Here is a 16,800-nt window from a genome sequence, read left to right as displayed (position 1 = left end):
CCTTAACTTGAGCGGCAGCGTAGGATCGCCGCCATCCGGTCCTCGGACCGGACATGTGCCACAACACTGTCCACCGGCCCTGCGCCGGTTTGAAGAGCCTGTGATCCCCGTGATCCCGGCTCTTTTTTTATCCCCGTCAGTGACTTGCACAGGCAACAGCGGAAACCGTGACGTCCCGGCTTGCCGCTGTCACGTCGCAGGCCGCAAGATGCGGACCGGTCCGGGGAGTCCGATTGCATGAGCGTGGCGGTGCGAGGAAGGTCTGCGCGTGGATGGGGGCTGGCAGCCATGCTGCTGCTGGCGGCGGTCGCGTGCCGCGAATCAGCCGATGATCCGGCCAAGCCGGCAGCCGAACCGGTCGCGGCGGTGCAGGCGATGGCCCTGCGCCTGGCCGAGGACGATCTGGTCGGCTACGCGAAGCTGTCGGTGCCGCCGAGCCAGTACCAGCGCCTGCAACAGGCCTGGACCGAAGGCCACAGCCAGTGGCCGCTGACCGAACTGCCGCTGGGTGACCAGCTGCTGCCGATGCTGGCCGCGCTGCGCAAGCCCAACGCCAGCGCCGAACTGCAGCGCAGCTTCGATCGCCAGCTGGCCGGACAGGCCGGCGCCGTTCGCCAGGCCGCGCAGTCGATGGGCAACTTCGGCGTGCAGTACCTGCGCCACCAGAAGGGCTATACGCCCGGCCAACAGGCGCACTACATCGCCCTGGTGGAAACCCTCGCCATCTGGGCGCAGGGCGCACCGATCAGTGACCGCGCCCGCGCGCGCAGCACCATCGCCGCACTGGTTGGCGCGGCCGGCAAGGTTGGGTTCGATGATGAGGCCGGCCTGCAGGCCGCCGGCATGGAAGGCAGCCTGCAGCAGCTGGCGCCGTTCATCCACACCCTCAAGGCCGTGTTGGGCAGCTACGGGCTGGGCGTGGACGATGCGCTGCGCAGCGTGCGCGGTGAGCTGCTCTCGGTGGAGGGTGACAATGCGCTGGTACGCCTGCACTACGACCTGGCTGGCCGCGAAATGATCCTGCAGCTGCCGCTGAGCCGCCGCGAGGGCCACTGGTACCTGACCCGCACCCTGGCCGACACCGATGCGCTGCTGCGCAAGGCCGACGCGGCCCGCGCCGCGGCCTCGCCATCACCGGCTGAAGCCCCTGCTGGGGGTGGGGAAGCAGCAACGCCGCCGCCTAAGCCATAATGGCGCCGATGTCGAAACAGAACCCGCTGCCGTTTCCCGGCGAAGAATCCCAGTCGACGCCCGCCGATACGGTGCCGGCGTCCCCCTCGACCGGCACCGGCCCGAACCCGGTACCGCCGCCCGTGCACGCGCGTCCGGCCGGCCGCCGCCCGCTGTGGGCTCGCCTGCTGGGCCGCCTGGTCGAGCCGTGGCTGTCGCTGAAGATCGAGCCGGAAGACCCAGGCCAGTACAACGATGGCCGTCCGGTCGTGTACGTGCTGGAAGACTACGGCCTGTCCAACGCGCTGATCCTGGACAAGGCCTGCCGCCAGGCCGGGCTGCCCTCGCCGCTGGTGCCGCTGGCCGGTGACCCGACCGGGCGCAAGCGCGCCTACCTGGCGCTGTCGCGGCGCAGCTCCAGCAACTCGCTGATTCCCGAGCAGCGCGGCGCCAAGACCCACTCCGATTCGCTGGCCAAGGTCCTGCAGGCGCACCGCGTGCGCGACGACCTGGATGTGCACCTGGTGCCGGTGTCTATCTTCGTCGGCCGCGCGCCGGACAAGCAGAGCGGCTGGTTCGCGGTGCTGTTCTCGGAAAACTGGGCGCTGGTCGGTCGCTTCCGCCGCCTGCTGGGCCTGCTGCTGAACGGGCGCAATACCATCGTGCGCTTCGCCCCGCCGATCTCGCTGCGCAGCACCGTGGACGAAGGCCTGGAGCCGGAGCGCACGGTGCGCAAGCTGCAGCGCGTGCTGCGTACGCACTTCCGGCGCATCCGTGAATCGGTGATCGGCCCGGACCTGTCGACGCGGCGCCTGCTGGTGGACCAGGTATTGGCTGCCGAACCGGTGCGCGAGGCGATCGCCGCACAGGCCAAGCGCGACAATTCGAAGCCGGCCGATGCCTGGAAGAAGGCACACGCCTACGCCTGGGAAATCGCCGCGGACTATTCCAGCCCGGTCGTGCGCTCGGCCAGCTTCATGCTCAGCCACGTGTGGAACCGCATCTATGCGGGCGTGCTGGTGCACCACCTGGACAAGTTCAAGGCTGCCGCGCCGGGCCACGAAGTGGTGTACGTGCCCAGCCACCGCAGCCACATGGACTACCTGCTGCTGTCCTACCTGCTGTACGACCGTGGCATCGTGCCGCCGCACATCGTGGCCGGCATCAACCTGAACCTGCCGGTGGTGGGTACCCTGCTGCGCAAGGGCGGTGCGTTCTTCATCCGTCGCTCGATCCGCGGCAACGCGCTGTACTCGGCGGTGCTCAGCGAGTACGTCGCGCAGCTGGTGGCCGGTGGCTATTCGCTGGAGTATTTCGTTGAGGGTGGCCGGTCGCGCACCGGCCGCCTGCTGCAGCCCAAGGGCGGCATGATCTCGATGACGCTGCGTGCGTTCCTGCGCCAGCCGCGCAAGCCGGTGCTGTTCCAGCCCGTCTACATCGGCTACGAGAAACTGATGGAAGGCGGCAGCTATCTGGACGAACTGTCCGGCCGGCCGAAGGAAAAGGAATCGATCTGGTCGCTGCTGTGGGGCATCCCCAAGGTGCTCAAGCAGAACTACGGCCAGGTGGTGGTGAACTTCGGCGAGCCGATCGCGCTGAACGATGTGCTGGCCGAGAAGGCCCCGGAGTGGAAGGGCGAGGCGGTGCCCGAGGACGAGAAGCCGGCTTGGCTGTCGACCACGGTGGATACGCTGGCCGAACGCATCCAGGTGCGCATCAACGGCGCTGCCGACGTCAACCCCATCAACCTGCTGGCGCTGGCCCTGCTGTCCACGCCGAAGCACGCGATGGGCGAGGCCGACCTGATCGCGCAGATCGAGCTGTGCAAGACGCTGCTGGTCGAGATGCCGTACTCGGACCGGGTGACGGTGACCCCGCACTCGCCGGAGCGGATCATCGCCCACGCCGAGGAGATCAACGTCCTCACCCGCATCAAGCACCCGCTGGGCGATGTGCTCAGCGTCAGCGGCGATACCGCGGTGCTGCTGAGCTACTTCCGCAACAATGTGCTGCACCTGTTCACCGCCTCGTCGTGGGTGGCCTGCTGCTTCCAGAACAACCGCCGCATGAGCCGCGCCGGCCTGGTCCAGCTGGGCCGTACGGTGTACCCGTTCCTGCAGGCCGAGCTGTTCCTGCCGTGGAGCGAGGACGAGTTCGCCCAGCGCATCGACCAGACCATCAACGTGTTCGTGCGTGAGGGGTTGCTGCAGAACGTCAATGACGACGACGGCGGCATTCTGGCGCGCAACACCGGGCAGACCGACGAGGTGTTCCGCCTGCGCGCCATCGGGCACTCGCTGCAGCAGGCGTTCGAGCGCTACTACATCGCCATTTCGGTGCTGGTGAAGAACGGCCCCGGCGTGCTTGGCGCCGCCGAACTGGAAAGCCTGTGCCAGCAGGCCGCGCAGCGCCTGAGCCTGCTCTATGCGCCGGCGGCGCCGGAGTTCTTCGACAAGGCCCTGTTCCGTGGCTTCATCCAGAAGCTGCGCGAGCTGCGCCTGGTGTGGCCGGACGAGAACAGCAAGCTGCTGTTCGACGAGCGCCTGGATGCCTGGGCCAAGGATGCCAAGTTCATCCTCGGCCGCGAGCTGCGCCACACCATCGAGCGGGTCAGCCCGGAAGCGGCACGCCCGGACGAGCCGGCTCCGCAGGATTGAACTGAATCCTGCGGTGGGTGTGGACCTTGGTCCGCACACCTTCCCGTCGTGGCGACCAGGGTTGGCACGTACCGGAGCAGGAGGCCAACCCGGGTTGGCACCCACCTGAACCCGGCTCAGGCCGGCTCGTCGGGAATCTGCAGGCTCTCCAGCCTGGCGATGCAATCCTTCAACTGCAGCTTGCGCCGCTTCAGGCGCTTGGCTTCCAGTTCGTCCTCGCCGTTGGCCGCCATGCGGGTGATCTGTTCATCCAGCAGGCGGTGCTCGGCGCGCAGGGCGGCGAGGCGTTCGACGATCTCGGCGGGGTCGTAGGTGTCCACAGGTCCCGAGCATACACAGCGATGATGACCGCCGGGAGAGGGGAATACCGACCCCCGGCCGGGGCCGCTCCGAGCCGTTAGAATGGAGCCCATGAGTGCCGTGATTTCCCTTCCCGATCCCCAGCCGCGCGCCGCCCGCGATCCACGCGTGGCCGAGCGCGAGCAGCACAAGCTGGCCAAGCGCCTGCGCCGCCAGGTCGGCGAGGCGATCGCCGACTTCGGCATGATCGAGGCCGGCGACAAGGTCATGGTCTGCCTGTCCGGCGGCAAGGACAGCTACACCCTGCTGGACGTGCTGCTGCAGCTGCAGAAGAAGGCACCGGTGCCGTTCGAGCTGGTGGCGGTGAACCTGGACCAGAAACAGCCGGGCTTCCCTGAGCACATCCTGCCGGAGTACCTGGCCGGGCTGGGCGTGCCGTACCACATCATCGAGCAGGACACCTACTCGGTGGTCAGCCGGGTCATTCCGGAAGGCAAGACCATGTGCTCGCTGTGCTCGCGCCTGCGTCGTGGCGCGCTTTACAACTACGCCGAAACCCACGGTTTCACCAAGATCGCGCTGGGCCATCACCGCGACGACATGGTGGCCACCTTCTTCATGAACCTGTTCCACCACGCCAAGCTGGCGGGGATGCCGCCGAAACTGCGCAGCGATGACGGCAGGCACGTGGTGATCCGGCCGTTGGCCTACGTGCGCGAAAGCGACATCGTCGACTACGCGCAGGCACGTCGGTTCCCGATCATTCCCTGCAACCTGTGCGGCAGCCAGGAGAACCTGCAGCGCCGCCAGGTCGGCCTGATGCTGAAGCAGTGGGAAAAGGACCATCCCGGCCGCATCGAGCAGATCGCGCGCGCCATGGGCGACGTCCGGCCCTCGCAGCTGGCCGACACTACCCTGTTCGACTTCATGGCGCTGGGCCGTCGCGACGACGCGCCGCTGCCCGATGCCCATGCCTGGCTGGCCGGTTCCCCGGCCGATGCCGACGCAGATCCCGAGACGCCCACCGTTTAAGGTCGGTCGCCCTTCCTCTTTGCCATCCGGAATTCCATGTTCTTTCGCAACCTGACGTTCTTCCGTTTTCCGACCGCCACCGATTTTTCCGAAGTCGATACCCTGCTGCCGCACGCCGTGCTCAAGCCTGTTGGCGCGCTGGAAATGAACTCGCGCGGCTTCATCTCGCCGTTCGGCCGCGAGGAAAAGGAGCAGCTCTCCCACCGCATCGCCGAACACCTGTGGCTGACCGTGGGCGGCGAGGACAAGATCCTGCCGGCAGCGGTGGTCAACGACCTGCTCGAGCGCAAGCTGGAGGAGATCGAGGAGAAGGAAGGCCGCCGCCCAGGTGGCCGCGAGCGCAAGCGCATGAAGGACGACCTGCTGCATGAACTGCTGCCGCGCGCCTTTGTGAAGTCCTCGCGCAACGACGCCTTCATCGACCTGCAGCACGGCTATGTGGCGGTGGATACCTCCAGCCGCAAGACCGGCGAGTACTTCATGTCCGACATCCGCGGCCTGCTCGGCAGCTTCCCGGCGATGCCGCTGAACGCCGAAGTCGCGCCGCGCTCGATCCTGACCGGCTGGATCGCCGGCGAGCCGCTGCCGACCGGACTGAGCCTGGGCGAAGAGTGCGAGATGAAGGACCCGGTGGAAGGCGGCGCGGTGGTCAAGTGCCAGCACCAGGAACTGCGCTGCGACGAGATCGACAAGCACCTGGACGCCGGCAAGCAGGTGACCAAGCTGGCGCTGATCTTCGAGGACAACCTGTCCTTCGTCATCGGCGACGACCTGATCGTGCGCAAGCTGAAGTTCCTCGACGGCGCCCTGGACCAGCTGGAGCATGCCGACGAAGACGGACGCCGCGCCGAGTTCGACGCCCGCTTTGCCCTGCAGAGCGCCGAGATCCGCCGCCTGTTCCTGTTGCTGGAAGAAGCCTTCAAGCTCAGCAAGGCTGACTGAACAGGCAGCGCGACGGCCGCCGGTCATCCGGCGGCCCGAAGCGGCGCTATGCTGGGCGCATGAGCCGTCTGCTGCGCCGCCTGATCAGCCCGACCCCGCCCGCCACCGTACAGCGCGACACCGTTCGCCTGCGCCTGGAGGATGCCGAGATCGAGGTCCTGCGCGTGCGTGATCCGCGTGCGCGGCGCATCAAGCTGAGCGTGGACGAACGCGGCGCACGCCTGACCCTGCCGCCGCGCGCAAGCCTGGTGATGGGCGAACGCTTCCTGGAACAGCACCGCGACTGGTTGGCGCTGCAGCTGCGGCAGTACCAGGGCCAGGGCCTGCCGCCACCGTTGCAGCCGGGCGAAGACGGTGTGCTGCCCCTGCGCGGCGAACTGCTGCCGCTGCGCTGGCAGGAAGGCCGCTACGCGCGCCTGGAGATCGACGCGCACGGCGCCTGCGTGCAGTGGCCGACCCGCGGCGGCGACGCCACCCTGCGCCGTCTGCTGCGCGAATTCTACGAAGCCCAGACCCGCGCCGACGTCGGCCGCTGGCTGCCGAAGTACCTGCCCACTCTGCCGCGCGCCCCCAGCCGCCTGCGGCTGAAGGTGATGTCCTCGCAATGGGGCTCGCTGGCCCCCGACGGCAGCATGGCACTGGACCTGGCCCTGGTGCTCGGTCGTCCGGAAGCGTTCGAGTATGTGCTGGTGCACGAGCTCTGCCACCTGATCCAGCCCAATCACTCGCCTGCGTTCTGGCACGAAGTGGAACAACGCTTCCCCGCCTGGCGCGAGCAGCGCGACTACTTCCAGCTGGAAGGCCGCAGGCTGAAGGCGATGCTTCGCCAGCTGCTGTAGAGCCGAGCCGATGCTCGGCTGACGCGCGTGGCGCGGGTTCCAGTCATCACGTTGAAGAGCAGCCGAGCATGGCTCGGCTCTACAGGGAGTGTCCGTGGTGGGCAGGGGCGTGAGCCGCATGGGCCCGAGGCATGCCTCGGGCGGGTTGGGCAGGACGCCCAACCCCGGTCTTGCCGTGTGCGCAGGAAAGCGCACACGAGCAAGCGGCGACCGAGCTTACAAGGACGTACTTGCAGCGACCCCTGCGCAATCCACCCCGGCCGGCCGAGCACGGCTTCTGATTTGAACGACCCGCCACGAGGGCGCAGCCGTTGGCCGAAACCCTCACCCCGCCCGCAGCGCCGCCGCCGCCGCCCACCGCGCCGCCACCCGCGGCGCCGTAATGCACACTGCCTGGTCGGTCACCGTCGTCACCGCGCGCTCCAGCAGCTGGATATCCGCCTCATGCTGGCGCGCCACATGCGGGTCCTCGAAGAAGATCGCACGCTGGCAACGCCCCTCCAGTACCCGGTCGGCAATCTGCGCATCACCGCCCATCGGGCCGCTCTGGTAGCGCGTCACCCACGGCGTATCACGCGGCCAGCCCCGGCTCCAGGCCAGTTCGTTCAAACGCTGGCCGGTGGTGCCGGTCGCCACCCGCTCGCCGAACCGGGCCAGCACATCGAAATGCTCATCGGCGAAGGCCAGCATCGCCGGCTTCATCGCATCATGCGCGATCAGTGCCAGCGTCTGGCTTTCGAACGCATGCAGGTCGTCAGCGCCGCGGTCTGCCGGCAGCCCGGCGTGGACGCGCTCCACTTCGACCCAGTCGCGTGCGGTGGCCACGGTCGAAATGAACGGCTTGCCGTGAATCACGCACTGCCGTTTCAGCGCCGTGGCTTCTGGAAACACCGAGGATGGGTCGACCGGATCGATCAGGTAGATCGCGCCATCCAGTGTCCGATCCGGACCCATGCCAACGACTTCGGCGACCAGCTTCATCAGGCCACCCTCGCGACCGTAGGGATAACGGTGCAGGCCCGCGTACCCGGCCAGGAAACCCTGTCGTTCGATCGCGTCATGGGTGCGACCGACCGCATGCAGCGACACGCCCAGCTCGCGCAGGCCGGCCTCGCTGCTGCGCAGCCAACGGAACAGCGCGGCGCGCGCGTCGTGGTGATGAAGACGGTTGGCAGCCAGGCCGATGCGCATCGAACGCTCCGCAGTTACGGGTGAAGGCGGCAGTGTATGTCGGCATTCCCCTATCTGGATGCTTTTACAACTTTCTTCATTGCCGTCGGTCCGCACGTCGATAGCGTGGCAGGCAGCGGTACCGCAGCGCGGCCGTTCCTTCCGCCCGCGAGATGAGGATGCCTACCGTGAATGTCGCCGGCCTCCCGGCAGCCATTGCTGTCATGGCCAGCCTGCTGCTGCCTGCCACGGCCTCCGCCACGGGCTGCAGGACACCGCTGCGCATTGCCTGGCCTTCCGACCGCGCACCCTTGTCGTCCAGCGAACAGGGTGAGGCACGGGGGCTCGGCGCGGTGTACCTGGAGCTGCTGGGCCGGCAACGGCCGCTGCAGCTGCTGCCCGTGCCGGCCGCCAGCGTGGAACGGGATGAGCTGCCGGCCAGCACCCAGGCGCTGCTGGGATGGCCACGCTCGCAGCTGCCCGCCGGGTGGGTGGCCAGCACGCCCTACCTGCAGCTGCCACAGGTGATCGTGCGCCGGGAGGGTACGCCGCCGGTGCTGGGCCTGGAAGATCTGCGTGAGCGAACCGTAGCCAGCCCCAGCCGGATGCCGCTGCAGGGGCTGCTGGCCGAGCAGGCAACGGGTGCGCAGCTGCTGCCACCGGCAGCGCTGGACGATGCGCTCCCGCTGCTGGGCACCGGCCTGATCGATGCCGTGGTTGCCAACCTCGGCGAAGTCGAGGCCGCGTTGCGCCGCTACCAGGGCGATGCACTGCTGATCGCTGCGCCGGCCGGTTTCGATGATGCCCTGGTGCTGGCGACCACGCCCGCCTGCGCCGATGTCATCGCCGGCTTCGAGCAGGCGCTGTCGCAGCTGACCGATCCCGAGCGCGATCAGATCCGCGCGGCCTGGCTGCCGGACCGGCCGCGCAATTGGCCGTCATCGTCACCCCTGCGCTGGCTGGTGCCGGCCTCGTTGATCCTGCTCGCACTGGCGCTGGTACATGCCTACGGTTACTGGCGGGTGCATCGCGAAAGCGTGCGGCGCCGAGTCGTGGAGCAGCGCCTGCAGGAGGTGACTGCGAACCTGCCGGCGGTGGTCTACCAGGCGCGCCGTTCGGCGTGCGGTCACTACAGCTTTCCGCAGATCGCCGGCGACGTGCAGTCCCTGTTCGGAATCAGCGTGGAGAGCGCGCGCATCGATCACCAGTGGCTGCTGGCCGCGGTCCACCCCGAGGACCGCAGCAGGGTGATGGCCTCTATCGAGACAGCCGCATTGGCGCGTGGCCCGATCGATGTCACTTTCCGTACCCGTTCACCACAGGGCTGGCGATGGGTGCGTTCGCATGGGCGACCGTTGTCCTGCGACGATAGCTACGTCGAGTGGAGCGGCTACTGGATCGACGTCAGCGAGGTGCAGTCACGTACCCGCGCGCTGGCCGACGCGCGCCGCGAGGCCGAGCAGGTGGCACAGGCCAAGGCGCACTTCCTGGCCACGATGAGCCATGAGATCCGCACGCCGATGAGCACGCTGCTGGGCATGCTCGAACGGCTGGCGGGCAGCAGGCTGGAGCCACGCCAGCAGCAGGTGCTGGCCACGGTGGATGATGCGGCGCGGATGCTGCGGCAGATCCTCGACGATGTACTGCACAGCCAGCGCCTGCAGGGCGCACCGCTGCAGTTGCGGCCCACCGATCTGGCGGCACTGGTGCGCGCGGTGCAGCAGCTGCTGATGCCGGTGGCCGCCAGCCGCAGCCTGCACCTGCAGGTGGTGCTTGATCCGGAGATGCAGCCGGGATCGCTGGCCGATGGCCTGCGCCTGCGCCAGATCCTGTTCAACCTGGCCGGTAACGCACTGAAGTTCACCCGGCACGGCCACGTGGAACTGCGGTTGCAGGTACTGCAGCAGCATGCCCGCGGGCAGCGGCTGCGCCTGCAGGTAAGCGACAGCGGCGTGGGCATCAGCGAGGAACGACAGCAGGCGGTGTTCGCCGCCTATGCCCAGGCGGAGCGCTCGACCACGCGGCGCTTCGGCGGCAGTGGGCTGGGCCTGGCGATCTGCCGCGAGCTGGCAACCTCGATGGGGGCGGAGCTGCAGCTGCGCAGCTCCCCTGGGCAGGGCACCACGGTATGGATGGATCTGGACCTGGAGGCCTGCGAGGCACCCATAGCCGCACCTTCGGCGGCATCAGCGGATGAGCATCCATTCCCGGCGGCGTGCGTACTGGTGGTTGAAGACCATCCTACCAACCTGCAGCTGCTGGAGCAGCGCCTGTGCGCGCTAGGGCTGCGGGTCCACGCCTGTACCGATGGGCAGTCGGCGCTTGAAGCATGGCAGGCGCAGCCGTTCGAGCTGGTGATCACTGACTGCCACATGCCGGGCATGGACGGCTTCGCACTGGCGCGGGCGATCCGCGCTGATGCCTGCCCGGCACGTGCGCAGGTGCCGATCATCGCGCTCACGGCCAGCGTGATGGAAAGCACCCGCGAAGCCTGTCGCGCGGCTGGCATCGACCACTTCCTGGCCAAGCCGGTGGAGCCGCACGTGCTGCGGGCGCTGCTGGCGGTACTGCTGGCGCCGGACTCAGTGGGCCAGTAGCCGGACGATGCTGGCGGCGGCATCGCGGCCCTCGGCCACGGCGGTTACCACCAGGTCGGCACCGCGTACCGCATCACCACCGGCGAACAGGCGCGGATGCGCGGTCTGGAACGGCAGGCGATCCTTGCCTCCGGCCACGATACGGCCGTTGGACCGGCCTTCCACGCCGTGCTCGGCCAGCCATGCCGGAACGGTCGGCGAGAAGCCGAAGGCGATGATCACCACGTCGGCCTCCAGCAGCGATTCGCTGCCATCGATCGGCACCGCGTTCTGGCGGCCGTTCGCATCCGGCTCACCCAACCGGGTCTCGACCACGGTTACGCCGATTACTTCGTCATCGGCGCCTGCTTCGATCGACAGCGGCTGCCGGTTGAACAGGAAGCGCACACCTTCCTCGCGTGCATTGGCGACCTCGCGCGCGCTGCCGGGCATGTTTGCTTCGTCGCGGCGGTAGGCGCAGGTGACCTTGGCCGCGCCCAGCCGTATCGCGCTGCGCACGCAGTCCATGCCGGTATCGCCACCGCCGAGCACCACCACGCGCTTGCCGTTGAGATCGGGCAGGGCGATGGTGTCTTCCCAGCCGGCAATCGGCCGGCCCTTCGGATCATCACCACCGACGATGCGGCTGTTCTGCACCAGGAACGGCAACGCCGGCAGCACGCCTTTCAGGTCCTGGCCGTCGAGGCCGCCATCGGTGTAGCGGTAGGCGCCGGTGCCGACGAACACCGCATCGTGGGTATCCAGCAGCTGCTGCAGGCTGATGTCGCGGCCGATCTCCACGCCGAGGCGGAACTGCACCCCCATGCCCTCCAGCACGTCGCGGCGGCGACGGATCACGTCCTTGTCCAGCTTGAAGCTGGGGATGCCGAACTGCAGCAGGCCGCCGATCTGCTCGTAGCGGTCATAGACCACGGCGGCAATGCCGGCGCGAGCCAGGCGGTCGGCACAGGCCAGCCCCGCCGGACCGGCGCCGATCACCGCCACGCTGTGGCCGGTCGGCTGCACCGCGGCCAGATCCGGGCGCCAGCCACTGGCCAATGCGGTATCGACGATGTACTTCTCCACCGCGCCGATGGTGACCGCACCGAACTCCTCCAGCGTGCAGCTGCCTTCGCACAGCCGGTCCTGCGGGCACACCCGGCCGCACACTTCCGGCAGCGGGTTGGTGCTGTGGCACAGCGTGGCCGCCTCGTGGATGCGGTTCTCCTGCACCAGCTGAAGCCACTGCGGAATGGCGTTGTGCACCGGGCACTTCCAGCTGCAGTACGGGTTGCCGCAGTCCAGGCAGCGGCCGGCCTGGTACTGCGCGTCTTCCTTGCCGAACCTGCCGTACAGCTCACCCCAGTCGCCGGAGGTGCGCAGTTCCACCGGAATGCGCTGCGGCATGGTGCGGGGCAGGTCGAGGAACTGGAAAGCGTGCTTGCGGCTCATGGCGGGCTCTGTAATGCGAGGGGGAACGTTGCCGGCCAGCGGCCGGCACTACCGGAAAACATCACGCGGCGCGTCGCAGGGTTTCGGTCAGCGACTCGATGCTGGCGGCCTTCGGTTTGACCAGCCAGAACTTGCCGATGTAATCGCGGAACTCGTCCAGGATCTGCTGCGCCCAGATGCTGCCGGTCAGCTCGCGGTGGCGGCCGATCAGGCGGTGCAGGTGCTGGCGATAGTTCTCGAAGCCCTCGGCGGACACGCGATGGATGTCGATCAGCTCGTGGTTGTAGCGGTCGACGAAATCGCGATCAACGTCCAGCACGTAGGCCAGGCCGCCGGTGAAACCGGCACCGAAGTTCAGCCCGACCTTGCCCAGCACCAGTACCACGCCATCGGTCATGTACTCGCAGCAGTGGTCGCCGGCACCCTCCACTACCGCCAGCGCGCCGGAGTTGCGTACCGCGAAGCGCTCGCCCGCCCTGCCCGCGGCGAACAGCTCGCCGCCGGTGGCGCCGTACAGGCAGGTGTTGCCGATGATGGCGGTGCTGCGTGCCTCGAAGCGGGCACCGCGCGGCGGTCGCACCACCAGGCGGCCACCGGCCATGCCCTTGCCGACGTAGTCGTTGGCCTCGCCTTCCACTTCCAGGTGCAGGCCGCCGACGTTGAAGGCGCCGAAGCTCTGCCCGGCACTGCCGCGGAAGCGCAGCTCCAGTGGCGATTCGGCCATGCCCTGGTTGCCGTGTGCGCGGGCGACGGCGCCGGCCAGGCGGCTGCCGATGCTGCGGTCGGTGTTGTGGATCAGGAAGCGATGCTCGCCACCCCGCTTGTGTTCGATGGCCTCGGCCAGCAGGCCGTCCATCTGCGTGGCCAGGCTGTCCGGCGATTCGTACAGCCGCTGCGCGGCGCAATGGCTGCCCTCGTAGCGGCTGTCGGCCAGCAGGCGTGACAGGTCCACGCGCACGCCATCACGCGGCGCTGCCTCGATCTGCCGCAGCAGGTCGGTGCGGCCGACGATCTCTTCCAGCGAACGCGCGCCCAGGTAGGACAGCCAGCCACGCACTTCTTCGGCCAGCAGCCGGAAGAAGTTCTCCACGCGCTCCGGCTGGCCGGTGAAGTGGTTCTCGCGCAGGCGTTCGTCCTGGGTGGCCACGCCGGTGGCGCAGTTGTTGAGGTGGCAGATGCGCAGGTACTTGCAGCCCAGCACGATCATCGGCGCCGTGCCGAAGCCGAAGCTGTCCGCGCCCAGCAGCGCGGCCTTGACCACGTCCAGGCCGGTCTTCAGCCCGCCATCGGTCTGCAGCAGGGTGCGCCCGCGCAGGTCGTTGGCCAGCAGCGCCTGGTGCGCTTCGGCCACGCCCAGCTCCCACGGCACGCCGGCATAGCGGATCGAGCTGACCGGCGACGCACCGGTGCCACCGTCATGGCCGGAGATGGTGATCAGGTCCGCACCGGCCTTGACCACACCGGCGGCGATGGTACCAACGCCGGCATGGCTGACCAGCTTCACCGATACCAGCGCGGTCGGGTTGACCTGCTTGAGGTCGTAGATCAGCTGCGCCAGGTCTTCGATCGAATAGATGTCGTGGTGCGGCGGCGGCGAGATCAGGCCGATGCCCGGCCGCGCGTAGCGCAGACGTGCGATCAGTTCGTTGACCTTGTGGCCGGGCAGCTGGCCGCCCTCGCCGGGCTTGGCGCCCTGCGCGACCTTGATCTGCAGCACTTCGGCATTGACCAGGTACTCGGCGGTAACGCCGAAGCGGCCCGAGGCGACCTGCTTGATCTTGCTGCGCTTCGCAGTGCCATAGCGCGCGGGATCCTCACCGCCTTCGCCGGAATTGCTGCGGCCGCCGAGGCGGTTCATGGCGATGGCCAATGCTTCATGTGCTTCCGGCGACAGTGCGCCCAGGCTGATCGCCGCAGTATCGAAGCGCGGGAACAGGGTACTGGCTGGAGCGACCTCGTCCAGCGGCACGGGCGCGGCCGCCGGCACCAGCTCCAGCAGGTCACGCAGCGCCGATGGCGGGCGCGCATGCACCGCATCGCAGTACTGCTGCCACGCACGCGGGTCACCGCTGCGCGCCGCGCGCTGCAGGGTGGTCACCACGTCCGGGTTGTACATGTGGTATTCGCCGCCGTGCACGTACTTCAGCAGGCCGCCGACATCCACGCCCTGCTGCGCGTCCCAGGCCTGCGCGCACAGTTCGCGCGCGTCGGCATCCAGGCGGGCAAAGCCGGCGCCGCCGATGCGCGAGGCGGTATCGGGGAAGCACAGGTCCACCACTTCCGGTTCCAGGCCGATGATCTCGAACAGCTGCGCGCCGCGGTAGCTGGCCACCGTACAGATGCCCATCTTCGAGATGATCTTCGACAGGCCCTTGTAGATACCCTTGCGGTAGCGGCGGCCGATCTGGGATTGCTCGCCGCCCTTGCTGAGCTTGAGGATGCCGCGACGGCCCAGGTCGAACAGGGTCTGGTAGGCCAGGTACGGGTAAACCGCCGTGGCACCGAAACCGAGCAGGCAGGCCATGTGGTGCGGGTCACGTGCGGTGCCGGTCTCGACGATGAGGTTCACGTCGCAGCGCAGGCCCAGCCGAGACAGGTGGTGGTGGATGGCACTGGTGGCCAGCAACGCGTGCACCATCGGCCGCCCGGCCACCGGGTAGCGGTCGGACAGCAGCAGCATCACCATGCCATCGCGCGCGGCCTGTTCCGCTTCGCTGCAGATGCGTTCGATGCCGGCGCGCAGGCCTTCGTCTTCGCTGTAAGACAGGTCGAGCAGGCGGTTGGCCTGCACGTACTGGTCCATCTTCAACAGCTGGCGCAGCTTGCGCTGGCTCAGTACCGGCGAATTGAGGATGACGTGGTTCACCGTCTCCGGGCCGGCATGGAAGATGTTGGTTTCCTTGCCGAGCTGGGTGGACAGCGACATCGCGCAGTCTTCGCGCAGCGGGTCGATCGGCGGGTTGGTGACCTGCGCGAAGGCCTGGCGGAAATAGTCGTACAGCGGGCGGCTGCGCTGGCTCAGCACCGCCATCGGCGTGTCGTCGCCCATCGAGCCGGTGGCTTCCTGCTCGGTCTCGGCCAGCGGCCGCAGCACCTGCTCCACCTCCTCGCTGCTGAGCTGGTACAGCTTGTGGTAGCTGCGCAGGGTGCCTTCGTCGAAGGGCTCTTCCACCAGCGACGGGTCGATCAGTTCGGTCTGCAGGTAGGTCACGCCCTGCTGCAGCCACTGCTTGTAGGGCGCGCGGCCGCGGTTGATGCGGTCGACCGCATCGGAGTCGAGCAGGTCGCCGCGCTTGAGGTCGATCGCGATCATCTCGCCGGGGCCGAGCTTGCCCTTGCGCACCACGCGCTCGGTCGGCACTTCCCACACGCCGGCTTCGGAGGCGACCAGGAAGTGGCGGTCGGCGGTGAGCATCCAGCGCGCCGGTCGCAGGCCGTTGCGGTCCAGCGTACACACCGCATAGCGGCTGTCGCAGGCGACGATGCCGGCCGGGCCGTCCCACGGCTCGCTGTTGAGGCCGTGGAACTCGTAGAAGGCCGCCAGGTCCGGATCCTTGAATTCCAGCGACTGCGTGGCAGGCGGCACCAGGATGCGCAGCGCCTGGATCAACTCCATGCCACCGGCGACCATCAGCTCCAGCATGTTGTCCAGGCTCTGCGAATCCGAACCGTGCATGGAGATGACCGGGTCGAATTCACCAATATCGAAGCGCGGCGTCTTCCACACCTTGCTGCGCGCCTGCGCCCAGCGACGATTGCCCTCGATGGTGTTGATCTCGCCGTTGTGGGCGAGCATGCGGAACGGATGGGCGAGCGGCCAGCGCGGCAGCGTGTTGGTCGAGAAGCGCTGGTGGAACACGATCGCGCTGGAGGCCAGCTCGCGGCGCTGCAGGTCCGGGAAGAAGCGGCTGAGCTTGTCCGGCAGCACCATGCCCTTGTAGCTGATCGCATCCGGGGTGAGGGTGGTGACGTAGAAGTCGGCGTGATCGCGCAGCTGCTGTTCGCTGCGGCGGCGGGCCAGGAACAACGCCAGCGCGAAGCCGGCATCATCCTGGCCAACCCCCGCATCGACGAACACCTGCTCGATGCGCGGCAGCGTGTCGCGCGCCAGTTGGCCGCAGACGCTGTCGTCGGTCGGTACCTCGCGCCAGCCAGCGACCTTGCAGCCCACCGCTTCCACCTGCGCCTGCAGCTGCGCGCGGCAGGCCTGCGCCGCGTCGGCGTCGTGCGGTAGGAATACCAGGCCGGCGGCGAAGCGTGTGGCGACGGCAATGCCGGCTTCGCTGGCCAGCAGTTTCAGGAACGCATCGGGGCGGCGCAGCAGCAGGCCGCAGCCATCACCGGTCAGGCCATCGGCGGCAACACCGCCACGGTGGGTCATGCGCGAAAGCGCGGCGATGGCGGTATCAACCAACAGGCGCGATGGTTGATCGTCGAGCTGGGCGACCATGCCAAATCCACAGGCATCGCGCTCGGAGCGCGGGTCGTAAAGCCCTTGGCGGTTGCGGGGGGCCATCTCTACCTCGATGCGTATAGGGTTGGCGGCGACACTCGTCCCCGCTCATTCCCTGGAGCGCATCGTGAGGCCACCGGATGCCTCGACTAGATCACAGGTTGCTGCAATGCCGCAATACACGGTTGCAGGTGCAACAGAACGCGCCG

The 16,800-nt window shown here is 68.2% G+C and carries 10 protein-coding genes; 6 read left to right on the top strand and 4 right to left on the bottom strand.

Features of this window, described 5'->3' with window-relative positions; all coding sequences use genetic code 11:
* The first annotated feature begins 237 nt into the window (after positions 1-237).
* Together AC5P8J_RS11270 and plsB are read left to right on the top strand one after the other, a co-directional pair.
* Positions 238-1,191, top strand: a complete 954-nt coding sequence (locus tag AC5P8J_RS11270) for a hypothetical protein (RefSeq protein ID WP_478436131.1) — start codon at positions 238-240, stop codon at positions 1,189-1,191.
* Positions 1,191-3,827 carry a glycerol-3-phosphate 1-O-acyltransferase PlsB gene (gene plsB, locus AC5P8J_RS11265; RefSeq protein WP_164145430.1) on the top strand — a complete coding sequence of 879 codons (2,637 nt, stop codon included), beginning with the start codon at positions 1,191-1,193 and terminating at the stop codon, positions 3,825-3,827. Before AC5P8J_RS11270 ends, plsB begins: the two co-directional genes overlap by 1 nt.
* A 116-nt stretch (positions 3,828-3,943) precedes the next feature.
* Here the strand turns inward: plsB and AC5P8J_RS11260 are convergent, their stop codons facing one another.
* On the bottom strand, positions 3,944-4,147 hold the full coding sequence (locus tag AC5P8J_RS11260; protein WP_005407501.1) for a YdcH family protein: 204 nt from the start codon (positions 4,145-4,147) through the stop codon (positions 3,944-3,946).
* 91 nt (positions 4,148-4,238) lie between these two features.
* Here AC5P8J_RS11260 and ttcA point away from each other — a divergent pair, with 91 nt between their 5' ends.
* The 3 genes from ttcA to AC5P8J_RS11245 are packed head-to-tail and all read left to right on the top strand — an operon-like array spanning position 4,239 to position 6,940.
* Positions 4,239-5,159 (top strand): tRNA 2-thiocytidine(32) synthetase TtcA, encoded by a 921-nt coding sequence (gene ttcA / locus AC5P8J_RS11255; RefSeq protein WP_171953210.1) that lies wholly within the window; start codon positions 4,239-4,241, stop codon positions 5,157-5,159.
* Between the two features lie 36 nt (positions 5,160-5,195).
* Complete coding sequence (locus tag AC5P8J_RS11250; RefSeq protein WP_021202267.1) at positions 5,196-6,101, top strand: recombination-associated protein RdgC; 906 nt, start codon at positions 5,196-5,198, stop codon at positions 6,099-6,101.
* A 59-nt stretch (positions 6,102-6,160) separates the two neighbouring features.
* Positions 6,161-6,940 (top strand): M48 family metallopeptidase, encoded by a 780-nt coding sequence (locus AC5P8J_RS11245; protein WP_021202266.1) that lies wholly within the window; start codon positions 6,161-6,163, stop codon positions 6,938-6,940.
* A gap of 324 nt (positions 6,941-7,264) precedes the next feature.
* Here AC5P8J_RS11245 and AC5P8J_RS11240 read toward each other — a convergent pair whose 3' ends face one another.
* The gene (locus tag AC5P8J_RS11240) at positions 7,265-8,131 is read right to left on the bottom strand and encodes a methylglyoxal synthase (protein ID WP_134735943.1); all 867 of its coding nucleotides are present in this window, start codon (positions 8,129-8,131) and stop codon (positions 7,265-7,267) included.
* A gap of 167 nt (positions 8,132-8,298) precedes the next feature.
* Between AC5P8J_RS11240 and AC5P8J_RS11235 the strand changes: the two genes are divergently transcribed.
* Positions 8,299-10,707 (top strand): ATP-binding protein, encoded by a 2,409-nt coding sequence (locus tag AC5P8J_RS11235; protein ID WP_495216787.1) that lies wholly within the window; start codon positions 8,299-8,301, stop codon positions 10,705-10,707.
* On the opposite strand, the gene AC5P8J_RS11230 is transcribed toward AC5P8J_RS11235, so the two are convergent.
* Together AC5P8J_RS11230 and gltB are read right to left on the bottom strand one after the other, a co-directional pair.
* The gene (locus tag AC5P8J_RS11230; protein WP_019661976.1) at positions 10,693-12,138 is read right to left on the bottom strand and encodes an FAD-dependent oxidoreductase; all 1,446 of its coding nucleotides are present in this window, start codon (positions 12,136-12,138) and stop codon (positions 10,693-10,695) included. The two genes, AC5P8J_RS11235 and AC5P8J_RS11230, sit on opposite strands and share 15 nt — an antisense overlap.
* Before the next feature lie 61 nt (positions 12,139-12,199).
* Positions 12,200-16,654 (bottom strand): glutamate synthase large subunit, encoded by a 4,455-nt coding sequence (gene gltB / locus AC5P8J_RS11225; RefSeq protein ID WP_494539893.1) that lies wholly within the window; start codon positions 16,652-16,654, stop codon positions 12,200-12,202.
* Between the last annotated feature and the right edge of the window lie 146 nt (positions 16,655-16,800).

The organism is Stenotrophomonas sp. YJH_SMC_37 (genome assembly GCF_059370035.1).
Note: the sequence above shows the minus strand (reverse complement) of the source record. Positions and strands in the feature narration are given on the sequence as shown.

Bases quoted from the DNA above. Each gene is read 5' to 3' on its own strand.
- AC5P8J_RS11270 (WP_478436131.1), top strand. From the start codon at position 238: ATGAGCGTGGCGGTGCGAGGAAGGTCTGCGCGTGGATGGGGGCTGGCA.
- plsB (WP_164145430.1), top strand. From the start codon at position 1,191: ATGGCGCCGATGTCGAAACAGAACCCGCTGCCGTTTCCCGGCGAAGAA.
- AC5P8J_RS11250 (WP_021202267.1), top strand. From the start codon at position 5,196: ATGTTCTTTCGCAACCTGACGTTCTTCCGTTTTCCGACCGCCACCGAT.
- AC5P8J_RS11240 (WP_134735943.1), bottom strand. From the start codon at position 8,131: ATGCGCATCGGCCTGGCTGCCAACCGTCTTCATCACCACGACGCGCGC.
- AC5P8J_RS11230 (WP_019661976.1), bottom strand. From the start codon at position 12,138: ATGAGCCGCAAGCACGCTTTCCAGTTCCTCGACCTGCCCCGCACCATG.
- AC5P8J_RS11245 (WP_021202266.1), top strand. From the start codon at position 6,161: ATGAGCCGTCTGCTGCGCCGCCTGATCAGCCCGACCCCGCCCGCCACC.
- gltB (WP_494539893.1), bottom strand. From the start codon at position 16,654: ATGGCCCCCCGCAACCGCCAAGGGCTTTACGACCCGCGCTCCGAGCGC.
- ttcA (WP_171953210.1), top strand. From the start codon at position 4,239: ATGAGTGCCGTGATTTCCCTTCCCGATCCCCAGCCGCGCGCCGCCCGC.